This window comes from Gordonia sp. 852002-10350_SCH5691597 (genome assembly GCF_001665715.1).
GTDB classification, from domain to species: Bacteria; Actinomycetota; Actinomycetes; order Mycobacteriales; family Mycobacteriaceae; genus Gordonia; species Gordonia sputi.
The window spans coordinates 1-24969 of the sequence record NZ_LZMO01000017.1 but is presented as its reverse complement, the minus strand read 5'-3'; the positions used below and the strand labels follow the sequence as shown (position 1 = coordinate 24969).

Genomic DNA, 24969 nt, shown 5'->3' with positions numbered 1-24969 from the left:
AGAAGGTTTCTCTGATCCCGGCCCCGCGCCGTAGGTTGTCGAAGTATCGCTGCCGGTGTTACGACTCCGAGCTCGTGCCGACCTGCTCGGTGCCGACCTGCTCGGGATCGGCGGCTTCATGGCGGCGATGCGACCATGTTGCGTTGCCCTCGATCGCGGCGATGATCCGCGGGCGCAGTTCGGCGGCGTCGATCACCGCGTCCACTGAACCCACCTCGACGGCGCGTCGAATGCTGTGCACGGCGTCGAACTCTGCGGCGACAGCATTGATCGTCTCGGCCCGCACCGACTGACGTACGTCGGCCAGTTCTGCGCTCAGCGCCGACCGGTCCGAGCCAGACGCCTGCGCCAACCGCGCCTCGATGTCGCGGACACGCGGGTCGGTGGCGACTCGCTTGTTGACATCGCCCGCGAACACCACGGCCGCGGCGGGGGCCCCGCCGAGCACAGAGGCGAACGAGCCGTCGATCGCCAATACGGTCATGTTCGGGTTGAGCGCCTTGGAGAACACCACGAACGCTCCACCGTGATACCGCGAGATGACGCAGAAGACGATCGGGCCGCGGAAGTTGACGATCGCGCGTCCGATCTCAGCGCCGTACTCGAGCTGCAGTTTGCGCATCGACTCCGGCGAACCGTCGAATCCGGACAGGTTGGCGAGCACCACGAGCGGGCGGTTGCCGCTCGCCGAATTGATTGCTCGCGCAGCCTTTTTCGACGACTGCGGAAACAGTGTTCCGGCAGTGTAGGTGTCGGGTCCGTCGGTGGGGGTGTAGCCACGGCGCGACACCTCGCGCGATTCGATCCCGAGTAGGCACACCGGTATTCCGCCGAGATGGACGTCGGAGACGACGGCGGTTTCGGCGTCGGCCATTCCGGCCCAACGTTCGAGAACCTGATGATCCTGGTCGGCGACCGCGCGGATGACCGTCCGGATGTCGAACGGCTTCTTACGGTCGGGATTCATCTCCTTGGAGAAGATCTGTCCAACGGTGGTGAAGTCACTGCCTGCGAGGACGTGCGGGTAGTCGGAGATGTCGCGGTCGACCGGGTCGCTGGTGATGAGGCGACGCGGTGTCTGCTCACCGGGCATCACGTACGTGTGGTCGTAATGCGCCATCAGCACGTCGCGGGCAGCACCGAGATTCGGTGCCCAGTACTGCGCCTGACCGTTGGGGCCCATCACCCGGTCGTAGCCGCCGATGCCGAAGTTGTCTTCCGCGGACACACCACCGGAGAAGTCGAGCGACTGCTTGCCGGTCAGCACCATGGCCGACTCCGGGGTCATCACGAGGATGCCCTTCGTGTGCATCAGCATGGTTGCCTCGGCGTTCCAGTACGGCTGGGCTCCGACGTTGATGCCCGCGACGACGATGTTGATCTCGCCGCCTTCCTGCGTGAACTCGACGACTCGCTTCAGTGCACGTGCCACCCAATCCATGTTCTCGGTACCCGAATCCATCGAGATGCGCGCTCCGGATGAGAGGGCGTACCACTCGAGGGGGACCTTCATCTCCTCGGCGAGATCGAGCGCCGCGATCACCCGCGCACACTCGGGTTCCGACAATGCGCCAAGCGATTTCGTCGGATCACCAAGCAAGACGACGCGTGAGATGCCCTGCGGATACTTCTCGGTCGGCGTCGTCACGACGCCCGCGACGATCGCCGCGGTGTTCTGCCCCTTGGGGCGCGCTACCGGTACGAGTCGCTGCTCGGCGTCGAGGTCGTACTCGCGGAAGTCGCCGAGCAGGCCGGTCAACTCGTACGGGTAGACCGTGTTGCGTCGAGCGGCGCTGAGAACCTTCTGGCGGTATTCGTCGACGGGCTCTATCGGGTCGGTGGTCGGTTCGCCCACCGAGACGTCGAATCCGCCGGTTGCGTTGACGGAGAAGCGAATCGAGACCTTGCGCAGTTCACCGGTCTCACGGTCGCGGCGTCGGGCGATGAGTTGGACCTCTTCGAGTCCGACGTCGGCCGTCGTGCCACGGATGTGATCGGCGATGGTGGCCAGATCATCCGCAGAAGCGTCGATCGGCGGCCACACGTACATGACGATGCGGTTGGTGTTGACCGCTCGCTTCTGACCGCGTTTGGCGCGACGAATGGAGTCGGCGCAGGAGGCAAGCACGGTCTCGGCCGTGGGTAGCGACAGCAGCCGACCGTCGTTCTCGCGGAGCGAACTCAGGTCGCGTACCTGCGCGAAAGCGACCAGCCTGTCGTCGGCCGGGTTTTCTTTCGCGACGGCGCGGAACAGGTAGATCTCCTCGTCGTCTGCCGAAGGCAGCCGCGTGAGGTCGAACTTTCGGAGCCGTTCCATGCGCATCCGCTGCGCGATGTAGGGGTGCAGCCCACGGATCAGTCGTTCCTCGACCATTCCGGTGGCCGACGGTCGGAACGTGAAGTGGTGATGCATCACGGCGGTGCCACGTCCGGCGACGGTGAACGTGACGCGCTGCACCTGGCCGGGCATCGGCGATGCCGCGACGATCTCGTGCAGTGCCGACGCCATCGTGTCGAAGTCGTCGGGCTGGTCTTCCCAACTGACATAAATGTCGGCGGCGATGGCCGCGCTGTTGCGTGCGAGCTCGATGAGTCCGCTTGCCGCAGAGGCCAGTTCGTTGAATGGCACCGCTGCCGACACCACGCTGGCGCCGTCGCGTGCAGCCACGACGAACGTTGTGCCCTGCGCTGTCTGCGTCGAGACGATGTCGACGCCCTTGTTGCCGTAGTAACGGCGGGTGAGCACCTCGAGCATGACGGCGTTGTCGGTGCCATCGCGCTGAATACGTTGTCCCAGAAGGCGAACCAGAGGTTCAGTGCTTCGCACCATGTCGGCGATGCGCTCACTGCGGTCGGCGGCATCGGGATTCTCGTCGAGGTACTTGAGGTGCTTGCGCACGTTCGTGTAGACGCGTGCACGGTCGCGCAGGAGCATTGCCTGGCCGTACCAGGCGTAGATCACACCGCGCGCGAGATCGGCGATCGCGGGGAAGCGCACCTGTGTCGCGGCGACGATCCGATCCAGCGCAAAGCCGATGTCCTCGCGCAACTCGTCGCGCGGCGTCGGCTCATTGAGCCACTCCCGCAACAGTGTGGTGATGACGGTGACCGATGCACCAGGATTCTGCAGCGTCAGGAAGATGCGGAAGACCGCTGCCTCGAGCTCCGGTGAGCGGTCGAGTTCGGTGACACCGTAGTGGCGCAACGCCAACCGCAGCTGGTCGTGGAACGCCTCGGGGAGACCGTCACGCTCCACGTCGAGGCTCTGCAGATAGGTGTGGAAGTTCTCGCGCGAGCTGTGCACGTGCTCGAACCCCGGATTCAAGCCCAACGGCGGACGCTTCTGACTCAGTTCGGCGAGATCGGCGAATACCGTGAGCAGCTCGAGTTCGTCGCCGATGGGGCGTCGACCCGACGCACGGACTTCGCGCCGCACGGTGAGGTAGTCGTCGAGGAGTCGCGATCGGTCGTGCGGATCGACGTCGTATCCGAGGAGCTGACTGCGCAGATCCTCCTGTGTGCGGGTGGTCCGGACATCCGGGTCGACGTTGTCCGGAGCCGCGGGCAGTTCGAGTTCGACGCTCTCGACGGGCGCCTGGGCTGCCTCGTCGTCGTCCTCGGCGTCGGCGATCGGTTCGAGACGCATCAGTGTCGCACCGGTCTCGACCTGGGAGCCGACCGACACCGAGCACTCCTTGAGGCGGGAGCGCACGGGTGCGCGCAGCACGGTCTCCATCTTCATGCTCTCGAGAACCAGCACGGGTGCGCCGGCCTCGACCTCGTCGCCGACGGCCAACGGAGTGGCCACGACGAGTGCGGGTGCGGGAGAGCGGACAACGCCGCCCTCGTCGCGGCTGACGCGGTGTGCGACGCCGTCGACGTCGATGAGGTGGGTTGGTCCGTGCGTGTCGGTGACGAGGCGATAGCGGACCCCGTTGAGCACCATCTGCGCTGCGTGCTCGTCGAAGCGCTCGATGTCGACGTCCGCGGTGTAGGTGTCGGTTCCCGATTCGATGGACACGCGGAAGCGGCTCGCGCCGATCCGGGCGACGCGAACCCGGTAGGCAGCACCGCGCAGTTTCAGGTCGAGCGGGCGACCGCTCTCGTGCTGCACCTGCGGGCGTCCGCCCGACGCCGTCGACAGCAGGCGCTGACGCTCGACGGCTTCTTCTTCCTCGTAGCTGTCGATCGCGGCGGCGATCAGCGCAATCGCAGAGTGGCGGTTGACGATGAGTCCGTTCTCGGCTCGGACGCGGTCGATCCACCCGGTGTCGGCGCTTCCGTCGATCACGGCGGGCTGTCCGAGGAGTTCGAGGACGAAGCTCTTGTTGGTGGCACCACCCTCGATGACGACCCGAGTCTCGCTCATGGCGCGACGCAGACGGCCGAGGGCCTCGTTGCGGTTGGCGCCATAGGCGATGATCTTGGCGATCATCGAGTCGAAATCAGCGGGGATCGTGTCGCCCTCACTGACTCCGGTGTCGACGCGGATGCCGGGACCGGCGGGGAGTTCGAGTCGTGAGATGCGGCCGGGGGCCGGGGCGAAGTCGCGGTCAGGATCCTCGGCATTGAGGCGCGCCTCGATCGCGTGGCCGCGCTCGGCCGGGGGCTCGCCTTCGAGGCGGCCGCCCGACGCGACGTGTAGCTGCGCACGAACCAGGTCGATTCCCGTCGTGCATTCGGTGATCGGGTGTTCGACCTGCAAGCGGGTATTGACTTCGAGGAACGCGAAGAGGTGTTCGCCGGGGTGGTAGAGGAACTCGACGGTTGCGGCGCCTCGGTACCCGACTGCGACTGCGAGACGCTCTGCGGATGTCTTGAGGTCTGTGACCTGCTCGGGTGCGAGAACCGGCGATGCCGACTCCTCGATGATCTTCTGATTTCGACGCTGCACCGAGCAGTCGCGGACGCCGAGCGCCCATGCGGTGCCCTGGCCGTCGGCGATGACCTGAACCTCGACGTGGCGGGCGCCGGTGACGAGTCGTTCGAGGAAGACGACGCCGCTGCCGAAGGCGCGGGCGGCTTCATCGCGGGTGCGGTCGAAGGCGTCGCGGAGTTCGTCGTCGCTGGTGATGACGCGGATACCGCGACCTCCACCGCCTGCGGTTGCCTTCAGCATCAGCGGATAGCCGATCGACGCCGCGGCTTCGAGCGCGTCGTCGATGGTGTCGACGGACCCACGGCTCCACGGCGCGACCGGAACACCGACCTCTTCGGCGATCAGCTTGGCGCCGATCTTGTCGCCGAGTTTGCGCATCGCCTCGGCGGACGGGCCGATGAAGGTGACGCCGATGCGGTCGCATAGTTCGGCGAAGAGCGGATCTTCTGCGACGAATCCCCAGCCGACCCATGCGGCGTCGGCTCCGGTCTCGAGCAATGCGTGCTCGAGCACCTTGAGATTCAGGTAGGGGCGGTCGGCTGCCGCTCCCAGGTTGTACGCGATGTCGGCTTCGCGGACGAATGTGGCGTTGCGGTCGACGTCGGTGTGCAGGGCTACGACTTCGATGGGCTGACCGGTCTCGGCAGACAATCCGCGGACGGCGTGGATGAGCCGCATCGCGGCCTCACCTCGGTTCACGATGGCAATGCGCGTGAACATCACCGACTCCCTTCTCTTCTGGAACTGCTGTCGGCAGCGCCCCCGCTCGCCGTGCGAAGCACGAAACTCCGCTGGGTGCGAAGCACGAAACTCCGCTGGGTGCGAAGCACGAAACTCCGCTGGGTGCGAAGCACGAAACTCCGCGGTTGAGGGCCGCGTGTGAGTCACGCCCATGCGGACGCACGCGTGACTGTAAAACTTGCGGCCCCGGACGATTGTGTCGAATCGTTGCGCTACGCGCGAGTACGGGGGAGTTACTCGACGTGTCGGGCAATGGCGTAAGACTACGTGGTCTGCCACACACACCGATGCACCCCGCGGATTATGTCCGCGGGGTGCATCGGTGGTGATGAGTCGACTCAGTGCAGGTCGTAGCGGTCGAGTTCCATGACCTTGGCCCACGCGGCGACGAAGTCGTCGACGAACTTCTGCTTCGAGTCGTCCTCGGCGTAGACCTCGGCGAGTGCACGCAGATCGGAGTTCGAGCCGAAGGCGAGATCGACCCTAGAACCCGTCCACTTCTGCTCGCCCGACTCCCGGTCGACGGCGACATAGGTGCCGTCGTCGGCGGGGGACGGCGACCATTCGACGTCCATGTCGGTGATGTTGACAAAGAAGTCATTCGTCAGCGTGCCCGGCTTGGTCGTCAGCACGCCGAGCGACGAGCCCTTGTAGTTCGCGCCGAGTACGCGCAGACCACCGACCAGCCCGGTCATCTCCGGCGCCGACAGCGTCAACAGGTTGGCCTTGTCGACAAGGTTGTACTCCGCGGGAAGCTCGTTGCCCTTGCCCTCGTAGTTGCGGAACCCGTCGTACTTCGGTTCGAGATAGGCGAACGACTCCTGGTCGGTCTGTTCCTGGGTTGCGTCGGTACGACCCGGGGTGAACGGGACGGTCACCGAGAAGCCCGCGTCCTCGGCGGCCTTCTCGATTGCGGCAGCTCCGCCGAGAACAACCAGATCCGCGAACGACACCTTGGTGCCGGGCTCGGCGTTAAACTGCTCGGCGACCAGCTCCAGTTTGCTGATGACCTGAGCGAGCTCGTCGGGCTCACTGGACTCCCAACCCAGCTGCGGCTGCAAGCGCAGCCGTCCGCCGTTCGCGCCGCCGCGGTAGTCGCTACCGCGGAACGTCGACGCCGCCTTCCATGCCGTGGACACGAGCTGCGGCACGGTGAGGCCGGTCTCGAGGATCGCGGATTTCAGGCTGTCGGCGTCGGCATCGGAGAGCAGCGGACCCTCGGCGGCGGGGACGTTGTCCTGCCAGATGTAGGTTTCCGACGGCACGAGCGGACCGCGGTAGCGGATGGCAGGCCCCATGTCGCGATGGAGGAGCTTGAACCACGCCTTCGCGAACTCGTCGGCGAGTTCTTCGGGATGGTCGAGCCAACGGCGGGTGATTTCCCCGTAGATCGGGTCGAAACGCATCGTCAGGTCGGTGGTGAGCATCGACGGGTGGGTCTTCCCGTTGCCCTGGGCCATTGGCACCGAATTGGCCCAGCCGCCGTCCTTCGGCCGCCACTGATTGGCGCCCGCGGGACTCTTGAAGAGTTCCCACTCATTGCCGTACAGGATCTCGAGGAAGCTGTTGTCCCACTTGGTCGGTGTGTGAGTCCACGTCACTTCGAGGCCACTGGTGACCGTGTCGTTGCCAACGCCGGTGCCCTGGGGATTCTTCCAACCAAGACCCATCTGTTCGAGCGGTGAGGCCTCGGGCTCGGGGCCGAGAAGCTCGGCGTCGCCGTTGCCGTGCGTCTTGCCGAAGGTGTGACCGCCGACGATCAGCGCTGCGGTCTCCACGTCGTTCATGGCCATCCGGCCGAACGTCTCGCGAATATCGGCTGCGGCCGCGAGGTAGTCCGGGACACCTTCCGGGCCTTCGGGATTCACGTAGATGAGACCCATGGTGGTTGCACCCAGTGGCTCCTCGAGCTCGCGCTTACCGTCCTGGTAGCGCAGGTTGGTGCCCAGCCACACCGACTCGGCACCCCAGTAGACCTCGTCGGCCTCCCACTCGTCAGGACGCCCGAAGGCGAAGCCCTTGGTCGGCAGGCCCATGTCCTCGAGCGCGACGTTTCCCGCGAGGACCAGGAGATCGGCCCACGACAGAGCCTTGCCGTACTTCTTCTTCACGGGCCACAGCAGTCGTCGTGCCTTGTCCAGGCTCACGTTGTCGGGCCAGCTGTTCAGCGGGGCGAAACGCTGCATTCCGGTTCCGGCTCCGCCGCGGCCGTCCTCGACGCGGTAGGTGCCCGCTGCGTGCCAAGACATCCGGATGAAGAAGGGGCCGTAGTGACCGAAGTCGGCGGGCCACCACGACTTCGAGTCCTTCATGACGTCTTTGAGGTCACCGACGAGTGCGTCGACATCGAGGTCGGCGAGCGCGGCGTCGTAGTCGAAGTCGGGTTCGCGGGGACGAATGACCTGCGGATTGTGGGCGAGCACACGCAGATTCAGCTTGTCCGGCCACCATTGCTGATTGCCGCCGCCTTCGACCGGTGGGCGGATGTGCATCGGACAACCTGATTCGGCAGGCTCTGTCTGAGCCTCACCGATGGGGGGAGCTTCGGGGGCTGACTTCTCTTCAGACACTGTCTTCCTTCCGGTAAGTGGTGATTCGGGCTGTGATCACGAATGTGACCCCGGTATGGACGTTGGGTTGCAGTCGGGGCATATGCCCCAATAGATGACCTCGGCCTCGTCGAGCACAAAGCCGTTGTCGTCGGATGCCGTGAGGCACGGCGTTGTTCCCGCAGCGCAATCGACATCGCCGATCGCGCCACATGAACGGCACACGGTGTGGTGATGGTTGTCGCCGACCCGCGCCTCGTAGCGGGCGACGAGACCGGACGGCTGGATGCGTCGGACGAGTCCGGCGTCGGTCAGCGCACCGAGTACGTCGTACACCGCCTGCCGTGAGACGTCGGGCAACATCGTGCGTGTGGCGAGAAAAATGGTCTCCGTGTCGGCGTGCGCGTGGGTGTTCACGGCCTGCAGCACCGCGACCCGCGGACGGGTCACTCGAAGTTCGGCTGCACGCAGTTGGTCTGCGTACTCCGGCGTGGGGGACACCTCGACAGTATGCAACGCATTCTGGAATGATTCAGGATTTCTCTCAAACTGAGACGGCGTGATCGGCGCGTCTCCGCTGTGGCACGCTGGTCTGGTGATGTGGACACCGGAGCGCGTACGCGCTGAGTCGATACGGTGGACATCGTCCTGGCATCCGGTCGGCTCGCGTCATCTCGAGATCGACGGTTACGAGTTCTATGTGATCGACGGAATCGCCACCCTCCTGAACTATCACGGGGCACAACGCGATCCGATCGTTGTGCTCGATGAGGCTGCTGCCCACGCGAGCCGACTCGACGCTCGACGAGTGCGCTTCACACGCGCGCCGGGACTGTTCGGGGGTATCGACGATGCCGAACTCGAGCGACGCGATGCCACTACGATCGCCGTCCGCGACATCGTCGCGCTCAAGACGGCGGTCGAGATCGTCGACCGGATACCGATGCCCGACGACGTGGTTGCGCGCCGCGTCGACGATGATGCCGGAATCGCCGAGTTCGCCCGAATCTCCCTCGACGCCTGGGGTTTTCCGCCACCCATCCTCGACGACGCTGCCACGCGGAACGACACGCCGCCCGGCCTTTTCGTGGCTGGCGTCTCATCGCGCGACGGTCTCGACGCGGCCGGCGCCGGTGGCTACACGATCGAGGGTGAGGTCGCTCGCATGTGGGGTGGTGCCGTCCTGCCCGCTCATCGGGGTCGCGGCATCTACCGCGCGTTGATCGTCGCTCGACTACACGACGCGCGACGTCGGGGAGCCTCGCTCGGGCTCGTGCACGCCGAGACCGCCACATCGTCGCCGCTGTTGCAGCGCATGGGCTTTCGAAAGTTCGGCGAGCGAGCGATCATCGAGTTCGGCATCTGAGGGTTCGCGCGTGGACCTCGACGACGCTCTCGACGAGTTGTATGGTTGCGCACCAAGTGAATTCGTCTCACGTAGGCGCGAACTGACACGTTCGGCACGCGCGGCCGATGCTCCCGGGCTCGCCCTCGACATCGCGCGTGCGCGCAAGCCGACGCAGGTCGCCTGGTTGCTCAACCAGTGGATTCGACGTTCGCCGACGGATCTCGACCCCCTGCTCAGCGTTGCCGACGAACTCCGCGAGGCGCAGCGTCGCTCGTCGGCCGAACTCCTGCGGAAGCTGTCAACACGACGACGCGATGTGGTGCAGACTGCGCTCGAGCACCTACGGTCGTTCGCCACCGAGATCGGCGCGGGTATGAGCACGACGGTCGAACGAGAGGCTGTTCAGACACTGCGTGCGGCGATCGGCGACGAACAGGTGGCCGACTTGCTGCGTCGCGGTCGGCTGGTCACCGCGATGGAGTACAGCGGCTTCGGCCCGGCCGGGCTGGTGGCGCTCGCCGATTCGCCGGGACCCGCCGACGAGGCGACCGCAGAGATGCCCGAACCCTCGTCCACCGCTGAAGAGGGTTCGACGGCCGACCGCGCGGCGGAGATAGACGCCGCCAGAGCACTTCTCGATCGACACACCGCCGACGTCGACTCGGCGACCGTCGAACTCGATAGCGCTCAGCGCAGCGTCGACGATGCCGAGCGCGCCGCTACCGATCTCGCGGGCCGAGTCGCGCGGATGCGCGCGGAACTGGATCGTGCCGAACAGGAGCAGCGCTTCGCCCAGCGAGCGGCGGAGACAGCGCGGTCACAGCGGGACGAAGCCGCGACCGCTCTGGAGTCGGCATCCGACGCGCGATCGCGCGCACAGCAGCGTCTCGACGATCTGTCGGACGACGCCGATCGGAACTGAGAAGTACCGCTCAGCGTCGGTTTTCGCGGAATCGGCAGAAAATCTGTTGTGCGTCGTGGACCGACCGCTTAGAGTCGCTACTCGCACTGCTTGACGACGACAACCCAAGTGGTGCAGTACGTTTGACAACTACATCGACATACGAATGCGGCATGGCGCATAAGCCGGAGTGATCCGGTGAAAGGCGGGTGACATCCGTCGCCGGGAGAAGTTCCGGTACCCCATGCACTCCGAGCCGGAACCTTCACCCCAGGGTGGAGGCAACGTCGAAGCGATCTGATGGTGAGAGCCGGGAGAGCCGATCGGTGACCCGACACCTGCCAGGTGTGGTCAGTGGTGACGAATGTTGCGGTGAGGGAGGGAATTTGAGTCCGAGATGGTTCAGTCGAGGGCGTGTTCCATGACTGTGGAGGCGGGGCGTGGCGGCTTCGCCGAGGCAGGAGAGATCGAGTAGGACCGACATCCGAAAGGTCGAGGGTGTGCGGCATTCTGGGTTCAAAAGGCCCGGAACCGCGCGGAAGAGCACATCCTCAGTCGACGCGACACTAGCTCAATTGGCAGAGCGGTCATTTGCAGAATGGCAGGTTGCTGGTTCAAGTCCAGCGTGGCTCCCACCACACAAGCGAAAGCCTCTTCCCGACGACATCGCGACAGTGTCCTAATCCCTGACGCCGCAAGGCGAATCAGGGCGCCTTCGAGCCCGCAAGGCCCGAGTGACGTTCACGCGCCAGTAACGGTAGCGGAGAGACCGGCCAGTCTTTCTTCGACGTGACAGCGGTGGAGAAGCGGTCGTCGTAACGTATGGTGCCACGTCACGGCACTGGACATGGTGACTACCGTCGAGAGGCGGTGGACACGCCGCAAACCCGGCAGGGAATACAGCGCGCAAAAGGTCACCGGCAGTGGGGAAGTAGTCTCATTCCCCGCACACACAACTTTGTTCACGGAAGGTCGAGGAGTTCCTCGTAGAAGCCACCGAATTGACGGTCGGGCTCGACGAGGTGCACCTCGAGAATCCAATGGCACACGCGCCCAGACGGATCCAGGCGACGCATGGGACCTGATGAACCTGGCGCGACGTAACTCTCGATTTCGTCGCCGGAGATCTTCTCGTGCGGGAACTCGCCGACGAGGTGTCCGGCGATCTCGCCACCGAAATGCCATCCGGCTTCCTCGCTGAGTTCGACTACGTGGTCGAACAATTCGGCCCCGGTGATCTCGGGATGCGCACGAAAGTAGGCGCGGCCGGCTTCCCAGACTCGGGGCAGGTCGTCGGCGAGACGTCGCTTGAGTGCGTCGTCGCCCAGGACGAACGTGCGGCCGAAGTCGGCTTCCCATTCTTCGAAGATCGGCCCGAAGTCGAGGAACAGTATGTCGTCGTCGGCGATGATCCGGTCCGGTGGGTTGGCGCGGAAGGTCTCCAGCGTGTTCTCTCCGGCGCGGACGATTCGTTTGTGCCAGTGACGCGTGACGCCGAACATCTCGGCGGCGAGGTCACGGATCTCGTCGGAGAGTGCGCGTTCGCCGATTCCCGCGCGGATCATGCCGCGCCGCTCCACCTCGACGAAGAGTCGTTCAGCCTTGGTCTGCGCGTCGAGGAGGCTCTCGACGCGTGCTCGATCGTCGATCTCAGGCGATGACATCGTGAGTCCTCCAGTGGACGCTGGTACTGCTTGCAATTGTGAAGCCTTCGAGTGCTCTTGCCTCGAACATCGTCACACAATCGCGAGCATGACGCCGACGGCGACGAAGAGAACGCCGAAAACACGGTTGAGACGACGTTGGCCCTGCTCGGTCCGCGTGACGCGCGCGAATCCCCGTGCTATCAGGGCAAAGAAGAACCACATCACGATCACGTCGACGACCACCATCGTCACTCCGATGACCAAGTACTGGATCAGCTGGGGATCGTTTGGGCGAACGAATCCCGGTATGAACGCGAGCAGAAACACGATCGCCTTCGGGTTCAGTAGGTTGACCCAGAGTCCTCGTACGAACATCGACGCGGCCGATTCGTTGTACACGGCCGCGTTTGCCTCGTCGGACATGTCGGGCCGTCGGAAGAACTGTCGGATTCCGAGGTAGATGAGGTACGCCGCGCCGGTGTAGCGGATGACCTGGAACGCGGTGTGCGATCGGGAGATGATCACGCCGAGGCCTGCGGCGACGATGAGGAGTTGGATGAGCAGCGCGACCTGTTGACCGAGCACACCCCAGACTGCGCGTCGGAATCCGACATTCATGGCGTTGCTCATCGTGTTGATCGCGCCGGCGCCCGGGGTGAAGCTGATCAGTACGCACGCAGTCAGCAGCGCCGCCCAGGTCGAGAAAGTCACGGGCAGAGGGTAGTGGTGAGTCGACGATGCACGGGAATGCCCCCGGCTCGGTGACGGTTGCCACAACCATGACTGACGAGCAGTACGACCCCCGTGACCTGATCGCCGACACGTCGATCGCCATCCTCGCCACCATCAAGGCGAACGGACTTCCTCAACTCTCACCGGTCACCTCGGTGTACGACCGTGAGTCCGACACGATTTACGTATCCATGACCGACGGACGTGCGAAGACCGCCAACCTCCGCCGGGATCCACGCGCCGCCATTGAATACACCAGCGCCGACGGCTTCACCTGGGCCACGGCAGAGGGAACCGCCGAACTGATCGGCCCGTCGAGCGATCCTGACGGTCCCGAGATCGATGCATTGGTCGACTACTACCGCCTGGGCGCGGGCGAGCATCCGGATTGGGCCGAATACCGCGAAGTGATGGTCAGCGATAGGCGCGTGCTGCTCAAGCTGACCGTTACGCGGGTGTACGGCGCCAAACTTCGCTGAGCGGTGGCCGGTCGGGTGTGGGCGTCATCTGTGCGCACGAATGCCGGCAGCGACGAGCGAGGCGCATCCGTCGAATTGATGTCCACCTACTTCGTGGAGGCGAACGTCTGCTGATGGCAGGAGCCGCTGGTTGAGCGCCACGTGGCTGACGGGCACGACGTCGTCGTCCTCGCAGTGATGCAGCGAGAGGGCCGTCGTCGGTTCCGGGCCGATGAAGTCGTAGTCGGCGACTGCCCAGCCCTGATCGCCCCAGTTCGGCATCGCCAGTAGAAACGCGCGCGGCGGAGGCGTCGCCATTGCGCTCAACAGTGCGAGCAACATCGACGCACCGAACGAATGGGCCACAAGCACGTCGGAGTCAGTCAGCTCGTCGACATACGGGCGGATCGCCGACGTCCATGCCGAGACCGACATGTCCTCGTCGGGCAACTCCGGCATCGAAACATGCGCATCGAGTTCGCTTCCCAGCGCAGCGGCCAGCGGCTGATCGTCGTGAAATCCGCCCGCTCCGTGCAGGAACAGCATCTCAGTGGCCATCTTGTGTCCCTCTGTGTCGACGCCGGGTTCTCGAAGATTGTGACTCAGCGCCGCATCGGAACTCATCGGTGCTGGGTGCGTCGGCCGTGAATTGGTTGGCAACCACGTGTTAACGGCGGCGACGGGGGCCTGCTGGTGCAGGCCCCCGTCGTCCGACAGCGAAATCAGGTGAGACGTTACGCGACCACGGGTTCGAGGTCAGTTGCGTCGGACGTCGTGGCCGAGGTGCGCAATGCCTGGGCGATCAGGGCGCCCACCACGATGAACCCGATCATGACGATCAGTGAGGCGTGGTAGGCGCGCTCGAGCCCTGACGATTCTCCGACCGACGTATACACGGTCCCGACGACCGCGGCGCCGAACGACACCGCGAGTGCCTGGGCGGTGTTGAAGACGCCCGACGCCGCACCTGCGAGGCGCACCGGAACGTCGTTGAGTACCAGCAGCCCAGCCGAGCCGACGATCCCGCCGAAGCCAAGCCCCGCGACGGTCAGAGCTGCGGCAAACCACAATGCGGGATGCGCCGATTGTTCGGCGAAGGCCATCAGCAGCATGCCGACGATGAACACCGCACCTCCGACCTGCAGGACCCGCTTACCGAATCGTGCGACGAGCACCGTCGCGGCGAGACCAGCCGAGATCGGCACTGCGAGCGAGAACGGAATCCACATGAGGCCCGTGTGAAGTACCGACCAGCCGAGCGCTAGCTGGACGTGCAACGACTGGACCAGGAAGTATCCGCCGGTGGGGACCATCAGCGCCGTGAATGCCGCGAGCCCGACCGAAAATGAGCGAGTGGCGAACAAGGCCGGCGGGACCATGGGTTCGACGCCGCGTCGAGCCGAACGCACCTGTCGGAGTCCGAACACCCAGAGCCCGGCAACACCAGCAGCCATCACGGCGAATCCCCAAGCCGGCCAATCATTTTCAGGTCCGAGTGTGATCGGAAGCATGATCGCCGCCAGCGAGCCGCCCAGGAGCAGCGCCGTACCGGCTGTGATGGGTGCTTTGATCGCCGAGCGTGACTCGGGGATGAAGGCGATCGCTGCCGCGATAGCGAGCACTGCGAGCGGCACGTTGATCAGGAATACCGGTCGCCATGACAACCCGAACCAATCACCGTCGGCAATCACGGCTCCCAGGATGGGTCCGGTGACCGCCGCGAGACCGGTGACCGACGTGAACATGCCCATCGCCTTACCGCGCTCGGCCGGTGGATACAGCACCTGGATGTTGCTCAGCACCTGCGGCACCATCAGTGCTGCCGCCACTCCTTGGACGAGGCGAAAGACGACGAGCTCGGTGGGCCCGGCCGCGAGTCCACATGCCAGAGAAGCGAGTCCGAACGCAGCGAGACCGACGACGAAGAGCTTGCGTCGGCCGAAGTTGTCGCCGAGCCGTGCACCGAGGATCAGTCCCACGGCGTAGGTGAGTGGATAGCCGGCGACGATCCACTGCAGACTCACTGCGGAGGCGCCGAGATCGACCTGCATCGTGCGAAGCGCGACGTTGACGACGGTTGCGTCCATGAGTTCCATGAACGACGCGGCGAGCAAGCAGATCAGCGCGATCGTTCGTGCCTTGCCCGCAATACCTGGCGTGGTGCCGGAAGGTGTTGCTTGAGGCGATGATTCAGGCGATCGTCGGGTGGTGACACGGGAGAGTTCGACGACATTGTCGTCGGCGGGCTCAAGCGGTGCTGTCGTCATCAGGTGCTCCTGTGTGGCGGGTTGATCTGACAACGACGACGCTATGGGGGATAGGGGACACATCCGGTCCTCGATGAATCTGGGTTCCGATTTTTTTCCCTCGGCGTCGATCTGGCCCGACTACGCAACACGCGATCGGCTGACCCGAACGCAAACACGTACCGCGCTACGCGTGTGGGCGCATAGTCGGAGCCCTAGCGTCGACAGCATGACCAAGAATCTCGTGGTGTGCTGTGACGGGACGTGGAAGAACTCCGACGATCGATACGTCTCGAACGTCGAAAAGATCGCGCGCTCGATTGCGCCCAGCGGCTTCGATGGCGAGACCCAGATCGTGCATTACGCGCGCGGCGTCGGATCAACTGGTAGTCGGATCGAACGGATGGTTGCCGGCGCATTCGGTGTGGGCCTCGACGACGCGATCGTCGACTGCTATCGATTCCTCGCGCTGAACTACGAACCTGGCGACCGCATCTTTGTGTTCGGATTCAGCCGCGGCGCATACACGGCCAGGAGTCTGTGCGGCTTGATCGCGCATGTCGGACTGCTCACCCCGATGGGGGTTGCGGAGGGTCAGTTGCCCACAGCGATGGACCTCTACCGCAACCGGCCGCGCGCGAAGAGTTCCACAGAGACTCCTCCCGCCGATCCCGTGCACGAGCGCGCGCTTGCGGCCATCGACAAGCACACCCACGTGCGTGGCGAGGTACGCATCGAATTCCTCGGGGTGTTCGATACTGTTGGCGCTCTGGGTGTTCCGGGAATCGCCCGCGCGAAGTACAAGTTCCACGACGTGACGCTCTCGCCGATGGTGAAGACCGCCAGGCACGCGTTGGCGATCGCCGAGCGTCGACGAGTCTTCGCGCCCTGCCTCTGGGGAGGCCAGCACGCCGACATCAGCCAGGTCTGGTTCGACGGTGTGCACAGCGACGTCGGGGGAGGGTACGAGAATTGCTACTACTCCGATAAATCGTTGCTGTGGATGGCATCTGAGGCAACGACCCGCGACGATCGACGCTCTGGTGTGGCCATTGACTGGAAACGGTTGGGCACCACTCTATGTCGCGACGACGAGAGCGTGACCGAGCACAATTCCCTGTCGATCGCCTACCGGATCAGCAATGTGTTCAGTGCGGTGCAGGAGTCGATACGTCGCAAAGTCGCACCGTACGTTCCGCTCTTCGTCGGCGGGTGGCGCAACTTCGCACCGACGGTCGCTGTGCCGGGACTCGGCTATGCGCCCGCATGTGATGTCAGTGTGGAACGGTCTGCCGTCAGACGCCCCGCGAACCCGAACTTGATGCCGTGGTTCGACGCACTGGGGGCGTCGTCCGCCGAGCGTGACAAATTCGTCGTTGCCGCAGTGACTTTCGCATCGGTGAGCAGACAGCACCAGGCGGGCGCGGTTCAGGCGCGATCGTGAAGAGTGATGTGATAGCCGTCGGGGTCGGCGAATGCGAATGTCCGTCCAAATGGGCCATCGATGGGTTCTGACACGATGGTGTATCCATCCGCGACGAGGGCGTCGTGGATCTCCTGCACACCGGTGGCGTGAAGCCAGATTGCTGCGCCGATACCGGGTTGAGAGACGGCGTCGAGGTCGGTGCCGGGAATCAGATCTCGCAGGGCGAAGGTGATCGGCTTGGTGTCGAACACGACCGCGTGCGGAGGCCCCGCCGGGGAGCGGACCAAGCCAAGGTACTTCTCGTAGAACGCCTGGGATGCTTCGAGGTTGCGTGTTTGTAGGGAGATGAAGTCGGGACCGCTGACGGGCATGTTTTCCTCCGGAATCGAGTGTCAATAAACTGACATAGGAGACTGTATGTCAATATGTTGACATGAGTCAAGACGGAAGCGGCGTCGAACGGGAGACCGTCGAACTAGAAACCTCTGTGGGGTATGCCCTCAAGGTGGTGGCAAGCGCACTCCGCGCAGCGATGGAGGACGTTCTCCGACCGCTCGGTCTAAGCGTCACCCAGTACTCGTGTCTTGAGCTGCTTGCGCAGCGAGCTGGTCTGTCGAATTCCGAACTGGCCCGTGGCACGTTCATCACACGTCAAGCGATGAGCGTCTTACTGCAAGGACTGGAACGGGATGGCTATGTCACCAGACCCGACGCCGCGCCCGTGGGCAGAGTGCTTCCTGCACGGCTCACGCCCCGTGGGCGCCGCAAGCTCGAGAAGGCTTCTGCGGCTGTACGTTCGGTGGAGGAGCGGATGCTCTCTGGCCTCAGCGACGTCGAACAAGCGTCGCTGTTACGTGCCCTCAAACAGATGAGCCGGTCGCTTCGCTGACGCATCGATTGTGTTGCTTCGTTAACGGTTTCGCGGAACTACTGCACCAGCAGCCAAACGAATCGCACGAGGACAACTGAGAACCCGAGAACGGCGGTGGCGACGAGCCAGCGTCGAGCAAGATGGTCGCGAGCGATGTTGTCGCGCTTGGGGTTTTCGTGAAGGTAAACGTAGGCGGCGGCGAGCGCGCACGCGGACGCGGCCACGCCGAGGGTGATGCTGATGATCAGCATCGGGTGCGTGCTGCGTCAAGGTGTGGCATGTGGGATCAATTGTAGTAGCGCCTTGGAGGCGCGATTCGTAGTCTCATTCGCGCGTCAAGGCGTCGATCACCCTCCAGAATGCGTCGGCGTCTTTGGACTCGATGTGGTCGAACAGATGTGTTCGCACAGCTCTTGAATGCGCGTGACGGGCGCGAACCACCTGAGACTGCCCTGCCTCTGTGGTGCTGATCGTCCGAACCCCTTGCGCCACATCGCGAGTGAGTAGTCCTCTGTCGACCATTCGTGAGATTTGCCGAGAGAGCCTGCTTCGCTCCCATCCCAACAATTCCGCGAGGCGCGCTTGTCGAATGCGGTTACCATCGGACTCGGCTACCCGGGTCAGAACAGAAAAATCGGCTCCCGACAGCCCTGTCTCCGCGGTGATCTGGTTGACCGTCGACGACCACACCCGATCGGCGGCCCGTTTCCACTGTTGCCAGTGCAGCAGTTCGGTGTCGTTCAATCGCGATGTCGTCATTCGCCGGACTCTACGAAGGACGATGTTGACATGTCAACCGACTCGATGCACCATGTTGACATGTCAACATCGAGATCGGTTCTGATCACGGGCGGCAGTGCCGGTATCGGATTGGCGCTTGCGCAGCGGTACGCCGAGCGGGGCGACCGCGTCATGGTGACTGGTCGATCGGCCGACGCCCTGCGCCACGCGGCGCAGGGGAACCCCCGGACTCGAGACCGTCGTCAGTGACGTTTCAGCGCCGATCGATCGGGAACGGCTTGCCGCACATGTTCTTGCCGAGATGCCCGAGATCGATACGCTCGTCAACAATGCGGGCGTTCAGCGCCGGGTGCCTCTTGCGGTCGACGGCGCTCCCTGGCATCAGCGGCAGGTGGAAATCGACACACTGCTCGCTGGGCCGATTCACCTGAATGCGCTACTCGCGCCTCTCCTGACGAAGCACTCCCGACCGTCGGTGATTGTGAACGTCACCTCGGGCGGTGCTCTCATCCCGCAGCCGTTTGCTCCTGTCTACAGCGCCTGTAAGGCTGCAATGCACAGTTATACGATCAATCTTCGTTTCGCCTTGCGTCACACAGGGGTTCGGGTCGTCGAGGTCATCCCACCGGCGGTGGCAACTCAGTTGGCGGGACACGGACACGTACACGGCGCGCCGGTGGAGGAATTCGTCGATGCCGTGTTCGACGCACTCGTTGAAGGGCGCGTTGACGAAATCGGCTACAGCGCCACCGATTCGCCAGCCGTGCTCAGACGTCGTGAAATGGATCGGGAGATGTTTGACGCCGCGTCGACAAGGTTTCCGGTGGCAGACTATTCGATTCGTCCTCGCTAGGCGGCCTTGTGCCAAGTAACTGCGTAGGGACACAGGGGGAGACGCGAGGCAAAACCGTCGCCGAGCGCGGGACAGGGTCGGTGAGTACAGGCGCCGGATTGCGTGAGCGCGGACTGCGACCCGTGCAGGTTAGACGTGACGCGACTCCGAGGGGTGGCCAGGCCGCGAAGACCACCGAGCCCGCGACACGGCCCCGATGCCATCAGAGAGACGATATTTCCCGGCGCGGGTCGGATGACAAGCAATCAGGGGGATGCAATGTGCAGTGGTTTACCGGTAATTCTGGATATTCGATTCCTGCATAGTCATCGTGGGGGCTGTGCGCGTGGCCAGTGCGGATCGTTACATGTAACGTGTAGTCATGGCAGTGAAGGACCGGGTCGGCGAGTACAGGCGCCGGATGCGTGAGCGCGGTTTGCGGCCGTTGCAGGTCTGGGTTCCTGACGTCCGAACGCCAGAGTTTGCCGCGCAAGCCCACAAGCAGTCAGCCCTCGTGGCAGAGGCCGACGCCGACGGGGATGAGCAGGATTTCGTCGAGGCTGTCGCCGCGCCTTGGGACGACGAGGCGTGATTCGCGGCGAAATCTGGACCGTTGCGGGTGGTGTGTATGCGTCCAAGCCGCGGCCGGCCGTCATCATGCAGGATGACCTTTTTGATTCAACCCTGTCGGTGGTAGTTGCGCCGATGACGAGCCAGCTCATCGATGCGCCCTTGTTTCGGATTCGTATCCCGGGTGATCGCGACGCGATCTCGGGTCTCGACAGCGACAGTGACGTGATGGTTGACAAGCTAACTACGGTACGACGGTCAAATGTTCAGACGCGTGTCGGCCGTCTGACATCCGAACAGCTCATCGAAGTCGAACGCTCGTTGATGGCGTTTCTGGGACTTGCGCGATGACGTCATGCGCAATGGCGTACGGCGTGGGGTGGTTGTGGGTGATGAAGAATCTGAGACAAGTGCCAGCTACTTGAGGCCCGCGAACCCGGGTGTTCGCACTATCGCCGACAGAGTTCTGTTGCTGCGCAACGCGTGATGCAGTGCCCTACTGGTAACGGTCAATATCGAACTGATCAAGTTCCCTTAGGACCTACAGCCCGTCCGTACCCAGAGTTCGAGGACTCGACCTTGCCGAAGTCACTCACTCAGGGATGGAGACCTCGGGTGCAGCTTTGCGTAGGTTCATCTGCTCCCGAATGAATCGACGCGTTCGCCTCGGCCCCAGCGAAGGGGACTTGGACCTAAGATCATCGATCATCGCTGCGACTTCGGGCGTCAGTGGTTCAGAACGAGCGATTCCGAAATAGATTGGAACGCGGTCAGAATTGTCACCAAAGTGGGCAGAATGCTCACGCTTAAACCTGACCAACTGGGCTAGAAATTGGGGATTTATAACTGGAGAGGTTACGTGGCGGCCGAGCTCCTCACCGATCACTCGGGAGAACTTCTTAGCGTGCCGGTCCTCAGTCAGAAGCCAATCCTGATCCCCGACGGGGTTTGTCGATGCATTTCCTCGCAGCTGAAGGACCCCTACTGTGTTCTCAAGGTCATGTCGCGCTAGTTTTGCAATCTCTGATGGGTCGCTTGTGGCACCACGTCGCATCTCTGTCACCTCGTCCCAATAACGCTCGGCAGATTCGTAAAGATCTTTGGGGGCTCGGGACAACGGGTCCGCAAGGTCTCGTACTTTGATGTTGAACTCTTCGGAGAGGAACTCCTGGATATCGAAGATCGGATCACCGAGACCGCGGAACTCCTCCTGCCATGCGTAGAATTCCGAACGGCTTCCGCCGTTACGTATGTACTGGTCCAAGATAAAAGGGATTCGGGCAATCGAAGTGGAACGGGCCGCATTCACACAGAGGGTAAGATGGGCATCCACTTCTTCAATCACTCCAGGCGTTACATACAGTGCCACATCTGCAGCCCGGCTGGCTTCAACAAGGTGCGTATAGGGGGAATCAACTCCGTACATCGTCTCGACCAGCAGTGGGAGAACGACGGACGTATCGAGCCAAATCCTTCCTCCGGTAAATATCTTGCGCATCGTTTTCTGGACGTCTGAAGTTGATTGGAGTAGCGCCATGGTTGTGTAGGCATCCAGGAGTTTACGCAGATGCCGCTGGGTGGTTTCGTTTCCGTGCACGCACACTTCCTCGATTACCTCTAGAAGGTCTCCGGCTGGAATCGGCGATGAAATGCTGTGGTTAGACGCGATTGAAGTGAGGCTCTCAGTCAGGGCTTGCTCGGGGATCGTGCCGGTCGCGAGGAAGATGGAAAACTGCTCGCCGAAGTCGAGTAGTAGATATTCGAATAGCTGTCGTATTGAGGAGACTTGAGAAGAGTAGTCCGCAGAGTTCGTAGTAACGTCTGAGTCGTTCAAGTATAGCGCTGCGTGGATATCTGCCTCAAGGCTCTTCTGGCCAGAAAGGAAAGCCTCTGCTTGGGCGGCGGCGTGTTCGCGCTCGCTATGGGATATGTGATATGAAGCTTCTTTGCTTCGGTACTTTATGCGGCCTCGTTTAGCCGAAAGCCGGTCAAGTGCTGAATCAACTTGCGCGATTGCTGTATCGCGTGTCGTTGACTTAAGCAGGGGGAGGAGTCGTTCTATTATAACTTCGCGCGGCATGGGATTCTCGGCGGTGCTGCCATGTAGTATGGAAAGTATCAAAGCGTCAATAGCTAGCTTCGTTAGATTTCGATCACTGGCGCGCTCGCTCATTTCGATACTGAGATGGAGGAATGCAATACGTTCTTCCATGGTAGACAATGCTCTACCGACTGATGCTCCGAGGCTTTCGCTGGCCAACAACGGGTCGACGAATGCGCGTTCGAGGCGCTGACATGCAGATATGCAGCTCTCGGAGGAGCTCCTTCGATCTACAAAGTAAGTGCAGTCGCGTATGTCTAGGGAGATATTCTTCTTTATTAAACGGGATTTAATTTGGTCGCCTTGAGCTCCGATATCTTGATTTGTTACGTAGATCAGTACGCGTGGAAGTCCAGTGTTCTCAAGGCGTCTAACTGTGGCGTTAATCTTGGCGCTCCAATCCTCGGATACTGAGAACTGTAGCTTTACGTCACCGCTATTGTTGATATTGTACAGCTCGCCATCGCGGCCCTTGTCACCTGATTGTGTCGCCATATTCCTAAAGTCTGGAAATTCGGAAGTAAGAAACTCTGACGCAAACTCTTCGAACCTTTCCCAGTCGCCGGGCTTTATCTGCGAAAGGGCCAACTTAAGTCGCTCGTTACCCATTGTAAATCAGCTCCAGATGTTAGTAGTTGGTATTGTCAAGAATTGCCTGATCTTAGCCTGGTTGCTTGCGATATAGAGCTGACGTAGCGCGCGTATGTGGTGGCGGCGAGAGCGGCATGACGTTCGGTAACTTGGCAGCTGAAGCCGAGCATGTCCGCCACGATCGGCGGTGGCGCAAGTTGTACGAGGTTGGCTAGCGCACTATTGCGGCTGCCGCGCAAGTTAATTCCGAGCCGGCGGAGCGTGTGCATCACTGTCTGCGAGCCAATGTGTCGGCCTGGTCGATAGCCCGGGAACAGGTACATCGTGTCCGCGCCGGCTGTCTGCAGGTTTGGCCTGTGTTCAAGCAACTCATAGATCAGAACTGCGAATGGTTCCGGCACAGGTGTTGGCTCGCTACCAAGGCTGATTCGCATCTCGGTAGGCGTGAGCTCGAGGTCGCCGATTTGCAGTGTTACAACCCTGCTCAACGGTTGGGCATAGAGCACCAGCAGGAGGCCGGCGACCCGTTGGTGAAGGCTGGTGACGTCGCCCTCCATGAGAGTTCGGATCCACCGCATCCGATCCTCATCGGTCAAGCTAGGGGTTGATCTGGCGTACCGGTGCTCAACTGTCACGCTGGTATTAATGCGAAGTGCGCGGCACCAGACAAAGAAGGTGCGGATCAGCTGGCGGGTCGTCGGCCCTGGTTTCAGATACTGATCCACGTCTTCCTGTGTGGCGTTCTCCACGGTGCGGTGATGGACTCTGTTAAGCCAGTTGAGAAACTTGATGACCTCGGTTATCTCCTGCTTGGCAGAACGCACCGAACCTTCGCTGGATTGGCGAGGTGACGAGTTGGCGCGGATTCGTCGGAGGTGATGCCACGTCGCGAACCGGTGGGCGGTGGCCCACACCTCGGGGGTGTCGGCTGCAGACTGTTTGCTCTCAAGCCACCGCTCGAACAGTGCAAGATAATGATCGCGCGGTTCGAGTAGCGTGTGCTGCTCAAGGATCGACCGGATGTGTTCGACAGTCTTGGATGGGGGGATGCTGTCGAGGGCTTCGTGTGTACATGGAATGGATCCAGTCATCAAGCCGTGCAGGAGTGCCCGCACCTGGGCGTCGCGCATCCACGTCATTACACTCTCTGGCCGTTGCGCCTGAGTTAGCGCGTCAATCAAGGTGGTTCGCAATTCCTTCAGAGCTGCGCGGCGTGGAGGCGGTGCTAGCTGCTCCAACTTGTCCCGCAACGAACATCTGGCGCATTGGCCTCGCCGATACATCTCACCCTCGTGCCCGCAGATGGTGCAACGATAGTCAGCTGGATTGATACCGCCGCATTTCAGACAACAGGGTCTCGGATCGTTGGCTCGCGACCGAGCGGTGAGGACGCCGTTATGACCGCAGATTGGGCACTCTCCGAATGTGCGCATCGCAAGGTAAAAGCAACTGTTGCAGAGTCGTTCTCCGGGCCAATGAACCCGGTGCTTGCCCATGACCCGCCCGCACCGATCGCAAAAACGCTCGCCGGTGGTACGTCTCGGGCGTCCTCGCGGCCGCCGCCCCCCAGTAAGTGGCTCACTCATCACGGATTACCCGGGCGCGCTTGGGTCGTGCGGTGCGATTGAGATCTACCACGTTCTCGGTTGCGGCGCGTTTGCGACGTTTATCAACAGCGGTTACGGTGACGAGATCACCTGGGGTGCAGGCAAATACATCGCAGATGGCGGCCATCACTTGCAAAGACACGCGCTCAGGCTGGCCCGCCACCAATCGGTAGACCTGTGACGCCGATAAGTCGATTCCACGTTCGCGAAGGAGGGGCACTAGATCGGTGCTGTTGTGCATGCCGGCCGCGGCCATCAACTCCGCCAGGCGCCAGCGGAACTCCACAGTACGTGCTGCCATCAGTTGCCCGCTTCCTCATCTGGGTGTTCGCCGATATTCATTGCATCCCGCACAGTCGAGTCGAGCGCGTCGCGAAGGGTGGTCTGACGATAGTCCGTCGAAGTACAGTCGTAAATGCCCGTGGTGGAAGCAAACTCGTGCCCAAGTTGGTCCTGAACGAACTTCTGATCAACGCCGGCCTCAATCAAATGTGTCGCGTACGACCGGCGCATCGAGTGAAGATCGAGTCCCGGAGCCAGTCCAAGCTCCTCGCAGTAGCGCGAGAATCTCTGCCGTACACAATTTACCGTCACGAGCGTGCCTCGTTCGCTGGTGAAGAGGTCTAACTTTCCAGTCTCGCCACCAAGGTGTGCGGCAGAAATCCAGTCAGCGACGACGTCAGGGGACCAGTCGAAAACTGTTAGGACGGATCGACGCTTCGGGGGAGAA

23 protein-coding genes and 1 tRNA gene are annotated in these 24969 nt (G+C 62.6%); 10 read left to right on the top strand and 14 right to left on the bottom strand.

The annotated features are described in order from the left end of the window. Positions 1 to 58 precede the first annotated feature (58 nt). The 3 genes from A5777_RS01230 to A5777_RS01220 all read right to left on the bottom strand — a co-directional run bounded on the left by A5777_RS01230 (position 59) and on the right by A5777_RS01220 (position 8670). The gene (locus tag A5777_RS01230; RefSeq protein WP_064861350.1) at positions 59 to 5599 is read right to left on the bottom strand and encodes an ATP-binding protein; all 5541 of its coding nucleotides are present in this window, start codon (positions 5597 to 5599) and stop codon (positions 59 to 61) included. A 359-nt stretch (positions 5600 to 5958) separates the two neighbouring features. Further along, positions 5959 to 8190 (bottom strand): catalase/peroxidase HPI, encoded by a 2232-nt coding sequence (gene katG, locus A5777_RS01225; protein WP_064861349.1) that lies wholly within the window; start codon positions 8188 to 8190, stop codon positions 5959 to 5961. 36 nt (positions 8191 to 8226) lie between these two features. Then, on the bottom strand, positions 8227 to 8670 hold the full coding sequence (locus tag A5777_RS01220; protein WP_085941945.1) for a Fur family transcriptional regulator: 444 nt from the start codon (positions 8668 to 8670) through the stop codon (positions 8227 to 8229). A gap of 58 nt (positions 8671 to 8728) precedes the next feature. Between A5777_RS01220 and A5777_RS01215 the strand changes: the two genes are divergently transcribed. The 3 genes from A5777_RS01215 to A5777_RS01205 all read left to right on the top strand — a co-directional run bounded on the left by A5777_RS01215 (position 8729) and on the right by A5777_RS01205 (position 11049). Then, positions 8729 to 9535, top strand: a complete 807-nt coding sequence (locus A5777_RS01215; protein WP_231894705.1) for a GNAT family N-acetyltransferase — start codon at positions 8729 to 8731, stop codon at positions 9533 to 9535. A gap of 10 nt (positions 9536 to 9545) precedes the next feature. Continuing rightward, positions 9546 to 10439, top strand: a complete 894-nt coding sequence (locus A5777_RS01210; RefSeq protein WP_064861348.1) for a hypothetical protein — start codon at positions 9546 to 9548, stop codon at positions 10437 to 10439. Between the two features lie 539 nt (positions 10440 to 10978). Continuing rightward, positions 10979 to 11049, top strand: a tRNA-Cys gene (locus tag A5777_RS01205). A 331-nt stretch (positions 11050 to 11380) separates the two neighbouring features. Here A5777_RS01205 and A5777_RS01200 read toward each other — a convergent pair. Beyond that, complete coding sequence (locus A5777_RS01200) at positions 11381 to 12082, bottom strand: M24 family metallopeptidase (protein WP_064861347.1); 702 nt, start codon at positions 12080 to 12082, stop codon at positions 11381 to 11383. Positions 12083 to 12154: 72 nt separating this feature from the next. After that, a complete protein-coding gene (locus A5777_RS01195) occupies positions 12155 to 12775 on the bottom strand; it encodes a LysE family transporter (RefSeq protein WP_064861346.1) in 621 nt (206 codons plus the stop codon). 68 nt (positions 12776 to 12843) lie between these two features. Here A5777_RS01195 and A5777_RS01190 point away from each other — a divergent pair, with 68 nt between their 5' ends. Then, positions 12844 to 13275: a PPOX class F420-dependent oxidoreductase gene (locus A5777_RS01190; protein ID WP_064861362.1), complete on the top strand. Its 432-nt coding sequence runs from the start codon at positions 12844 to 12846 to the stop codon at positions 13273 to 13275. A 24-nt stretch (positions 13276 to 13299) separates the two neighbouring features. Here A5777_RS01190 and A5777_RS01185 read toward each other — a convergent pair whose 3' ends face one another. Next, positions 13300 to 13878 carry an alpha/beta hydrolase gene (locus tag A5777_RS01185; protein WP_308204814.1) on the bottom strand — a complete coding sequence of 193 codons (579 nt, stop codon included), beginning with the start codon at positions 13876 to 13878 and terminating at the stop codon, positions 13300 to 13302. A gap of 110 nt (positions 13879 to 13988) precedes the next feature. Continuing rightward, positions 13989 to 15521, bottom strand: coding sequence for an MFS transporter (locus A5777_RS01180; protein ID WP_197502264.1), 1533 nt, complete (start codon positions 15519 to 15521; stop codon positions 13989 to 13991). 208 nt (positions 15522 to 15729) lie between these two features. On the opposite strand from A5777_RS01180, the gene A5777_RS01175 reads away from it, so the two are divergent. Beyond that, positions 15730 to 16944, top strand: a complete 1215-nt coding sequence (locus A5777_RS01175) for a DUF2235 domain-containing protein (RefSeq protein ID WP_064861345.1) — start codon at positions 15730 to 15732, stop codon at positions 16942 to 16944. Here the strand turns inward: A5777_RS01175 and A5777_RS01170 are convergent. Beyond that, positions 16929 to 17297, bottom strand: a complete 369-nt coding sequence (locus tag A5777_RS01170; RefSeq protein ID WP_064861344.1) for a VOC family protein — start codon at positions 17295 to 17297, stop codon at positions 16929 to 16931. The two genes, A5777_RS01175 and A5777_RS01170, sit on opposite strands and share 16 nt — an antisense overlap. 62 nt (positions 17298 to 17359) lie before the next feature. Here A5777_RS01170 and A5777_RS01165 point away from each other — a divergent pair, with 62 nt between their 5' ends. After that, a complete protein-coding gene (locus tag A5777_RS01165; protein WP_064861343.1) occupies positions 17360 to 17815 on the top strand; it encodes a MarR family winged helix-turn-helix transcriptional regulator in 456 nt (151 codons plus the stop codon). A gap of 38 nt (positions 17816 to 17853) precedes the next feature. Here A5777_RS01165 and A5777_RS01160 read toward each other — a convergent pair whose 3' ends face one another. Together A5777_RS01160 and A5777_RS01155 are read right to left on the bottom strand one after the other, a co-directional pair. Then, entirely contained in the window at positions 17854 to 18048 is a 195-nt protein-coding gene (locus tag A5777_RS01160; protein ID WP_064861342.1) for a hypothetical protein, read from the bottom strand. A gap of 73 nt (positions 18049 to 18121) precedes the next feature. Further along, positions 18122 to 18556 carry a MarR family winged helix-turn-helix transcriptional regulator gene (locus tag A5777_RS01155; protein WP_082933493.1) on the bottom strand — a complete coding sequence of 145 codons (435 nt, stop codon included), beginning with the start codon at positions 18554 to 18556 and terminating at the stop codon, positions 18122 to 18124. Positions 18557 to 18616: 60 nt separating this feature from the next. On the opposite strand from A5777_RS01155, the gene A5777_RS25605 reads away from it, so the two are divergent. The 4 genes from A5777_RS25605 to A5777_RS01140 all read left to right on the top strand — a co-directional run bounded on the left by A5777_RS25605 (position 18617) and on the right by A5777_RS01140 (position 20291). Continuing rightward, positions 18617 to 18787 carry an SDR family NAD(P)-dependent oxidoreductase gene (locus A5777_RS25605; RefSeq protein ID WP_269446974.1) on the top strand — a complete coding sequence of 57 codons (171 nt, stop codon included), beginning with the start codon at positions 18617 to 18619 and terminating at the stop codon, positions 18785 to 18787. Beyond that, on the top strand, positions 18717 to 19391 hold the full coding sequence (locus A5777_RS01150) for an SDR family NAD(P)-dependent oxidoreductase (protein WP_197502265.1): 675 nt from the start codon (positions 18717 to 18719) through the stop codon (positions 19389 to 19391). The genes A5777_RS25605 and A5777_RS01150 overlap by 71 nt, the downstream gene beginning before the upstream one ends. A 361-nt stretch (positions 19392 to 19752) precedes the next feature. Then, complete coding sequence (locus A5777_RS01145) at positions 19753 to 19962, top strand: antitoxin MazE-like protein (RefSeq protein ID WP_064861341.1); 210 nt, start codon at positions 19753 to 19755, stop codon at positions 19960 to 19962. Continuing rightward, positions 19959 to 20291, top strand: coding sequence for a type II toxin-antitoxin system PemK/MazF family toxin (locus A5777_RS01140; RefSeq protein WP_064861340.1), 333 nt, complete (start codon positions 19959 to 19961; stop codon positions 20289 to 20291). Before A5777_RS01145 ends, A5777_RS01140 begins: the two co-directional genes overlap by 4 nt. Before the next feature lie 241 nt (positions 20292 to 20532). On the opposite strand, the gene A5777_RS01135 is transcribed toward A5777_RS01140, so the two are convergent. From A5777_RS01135 to A5777_RS01120, 4 genes are all read right to left on the bottom strand, one after another. Next, positions 20533 to 22650: a hypothetical protein gene (locus A5777_RS01135; RefSeq protein ID WP_064861339.1), complete on the bottom strand. Its 2118-nt coding sequence runs from the start codon at positions 22648 to 22650 to the stop codon at positions 20533 to 20535. A 35-nt stretch (positions 22651 to 22685) separates the two neighbouring features. After that, on the bottom strand, positions 22686 to 23762 hold the full coding sequence (locus A5777_RS01130) for a hypothetical protein (RefSeq protein ID WP_331710561.1): 1077 nt from the start codon (positions 23760 to 23762) through the stop codon (positions 22686 to 22688). Positions 23763 to 24210: 448 nt separating this feature from the next. Beyond that, entirely contained in the window at positions 24211 to 24540 is a 330-nt protein-coding gene (locus A5777_RS01125) for a helix-turn-helix domain-containing protein (protein WP_064861337.1), read from the bottom strand. Continuing rightward, the coding region (locus A5777_RS01120) for a tyrosine-type recombinase/integrase (protein ID WP_156529247.1) at positions 24540 to 24969 on the bottom strand (430 nt) is incomplete at its 5' end. The genes A5777_RS01125 and A5777_RS01120, both read right to left, overlap by 1 nt.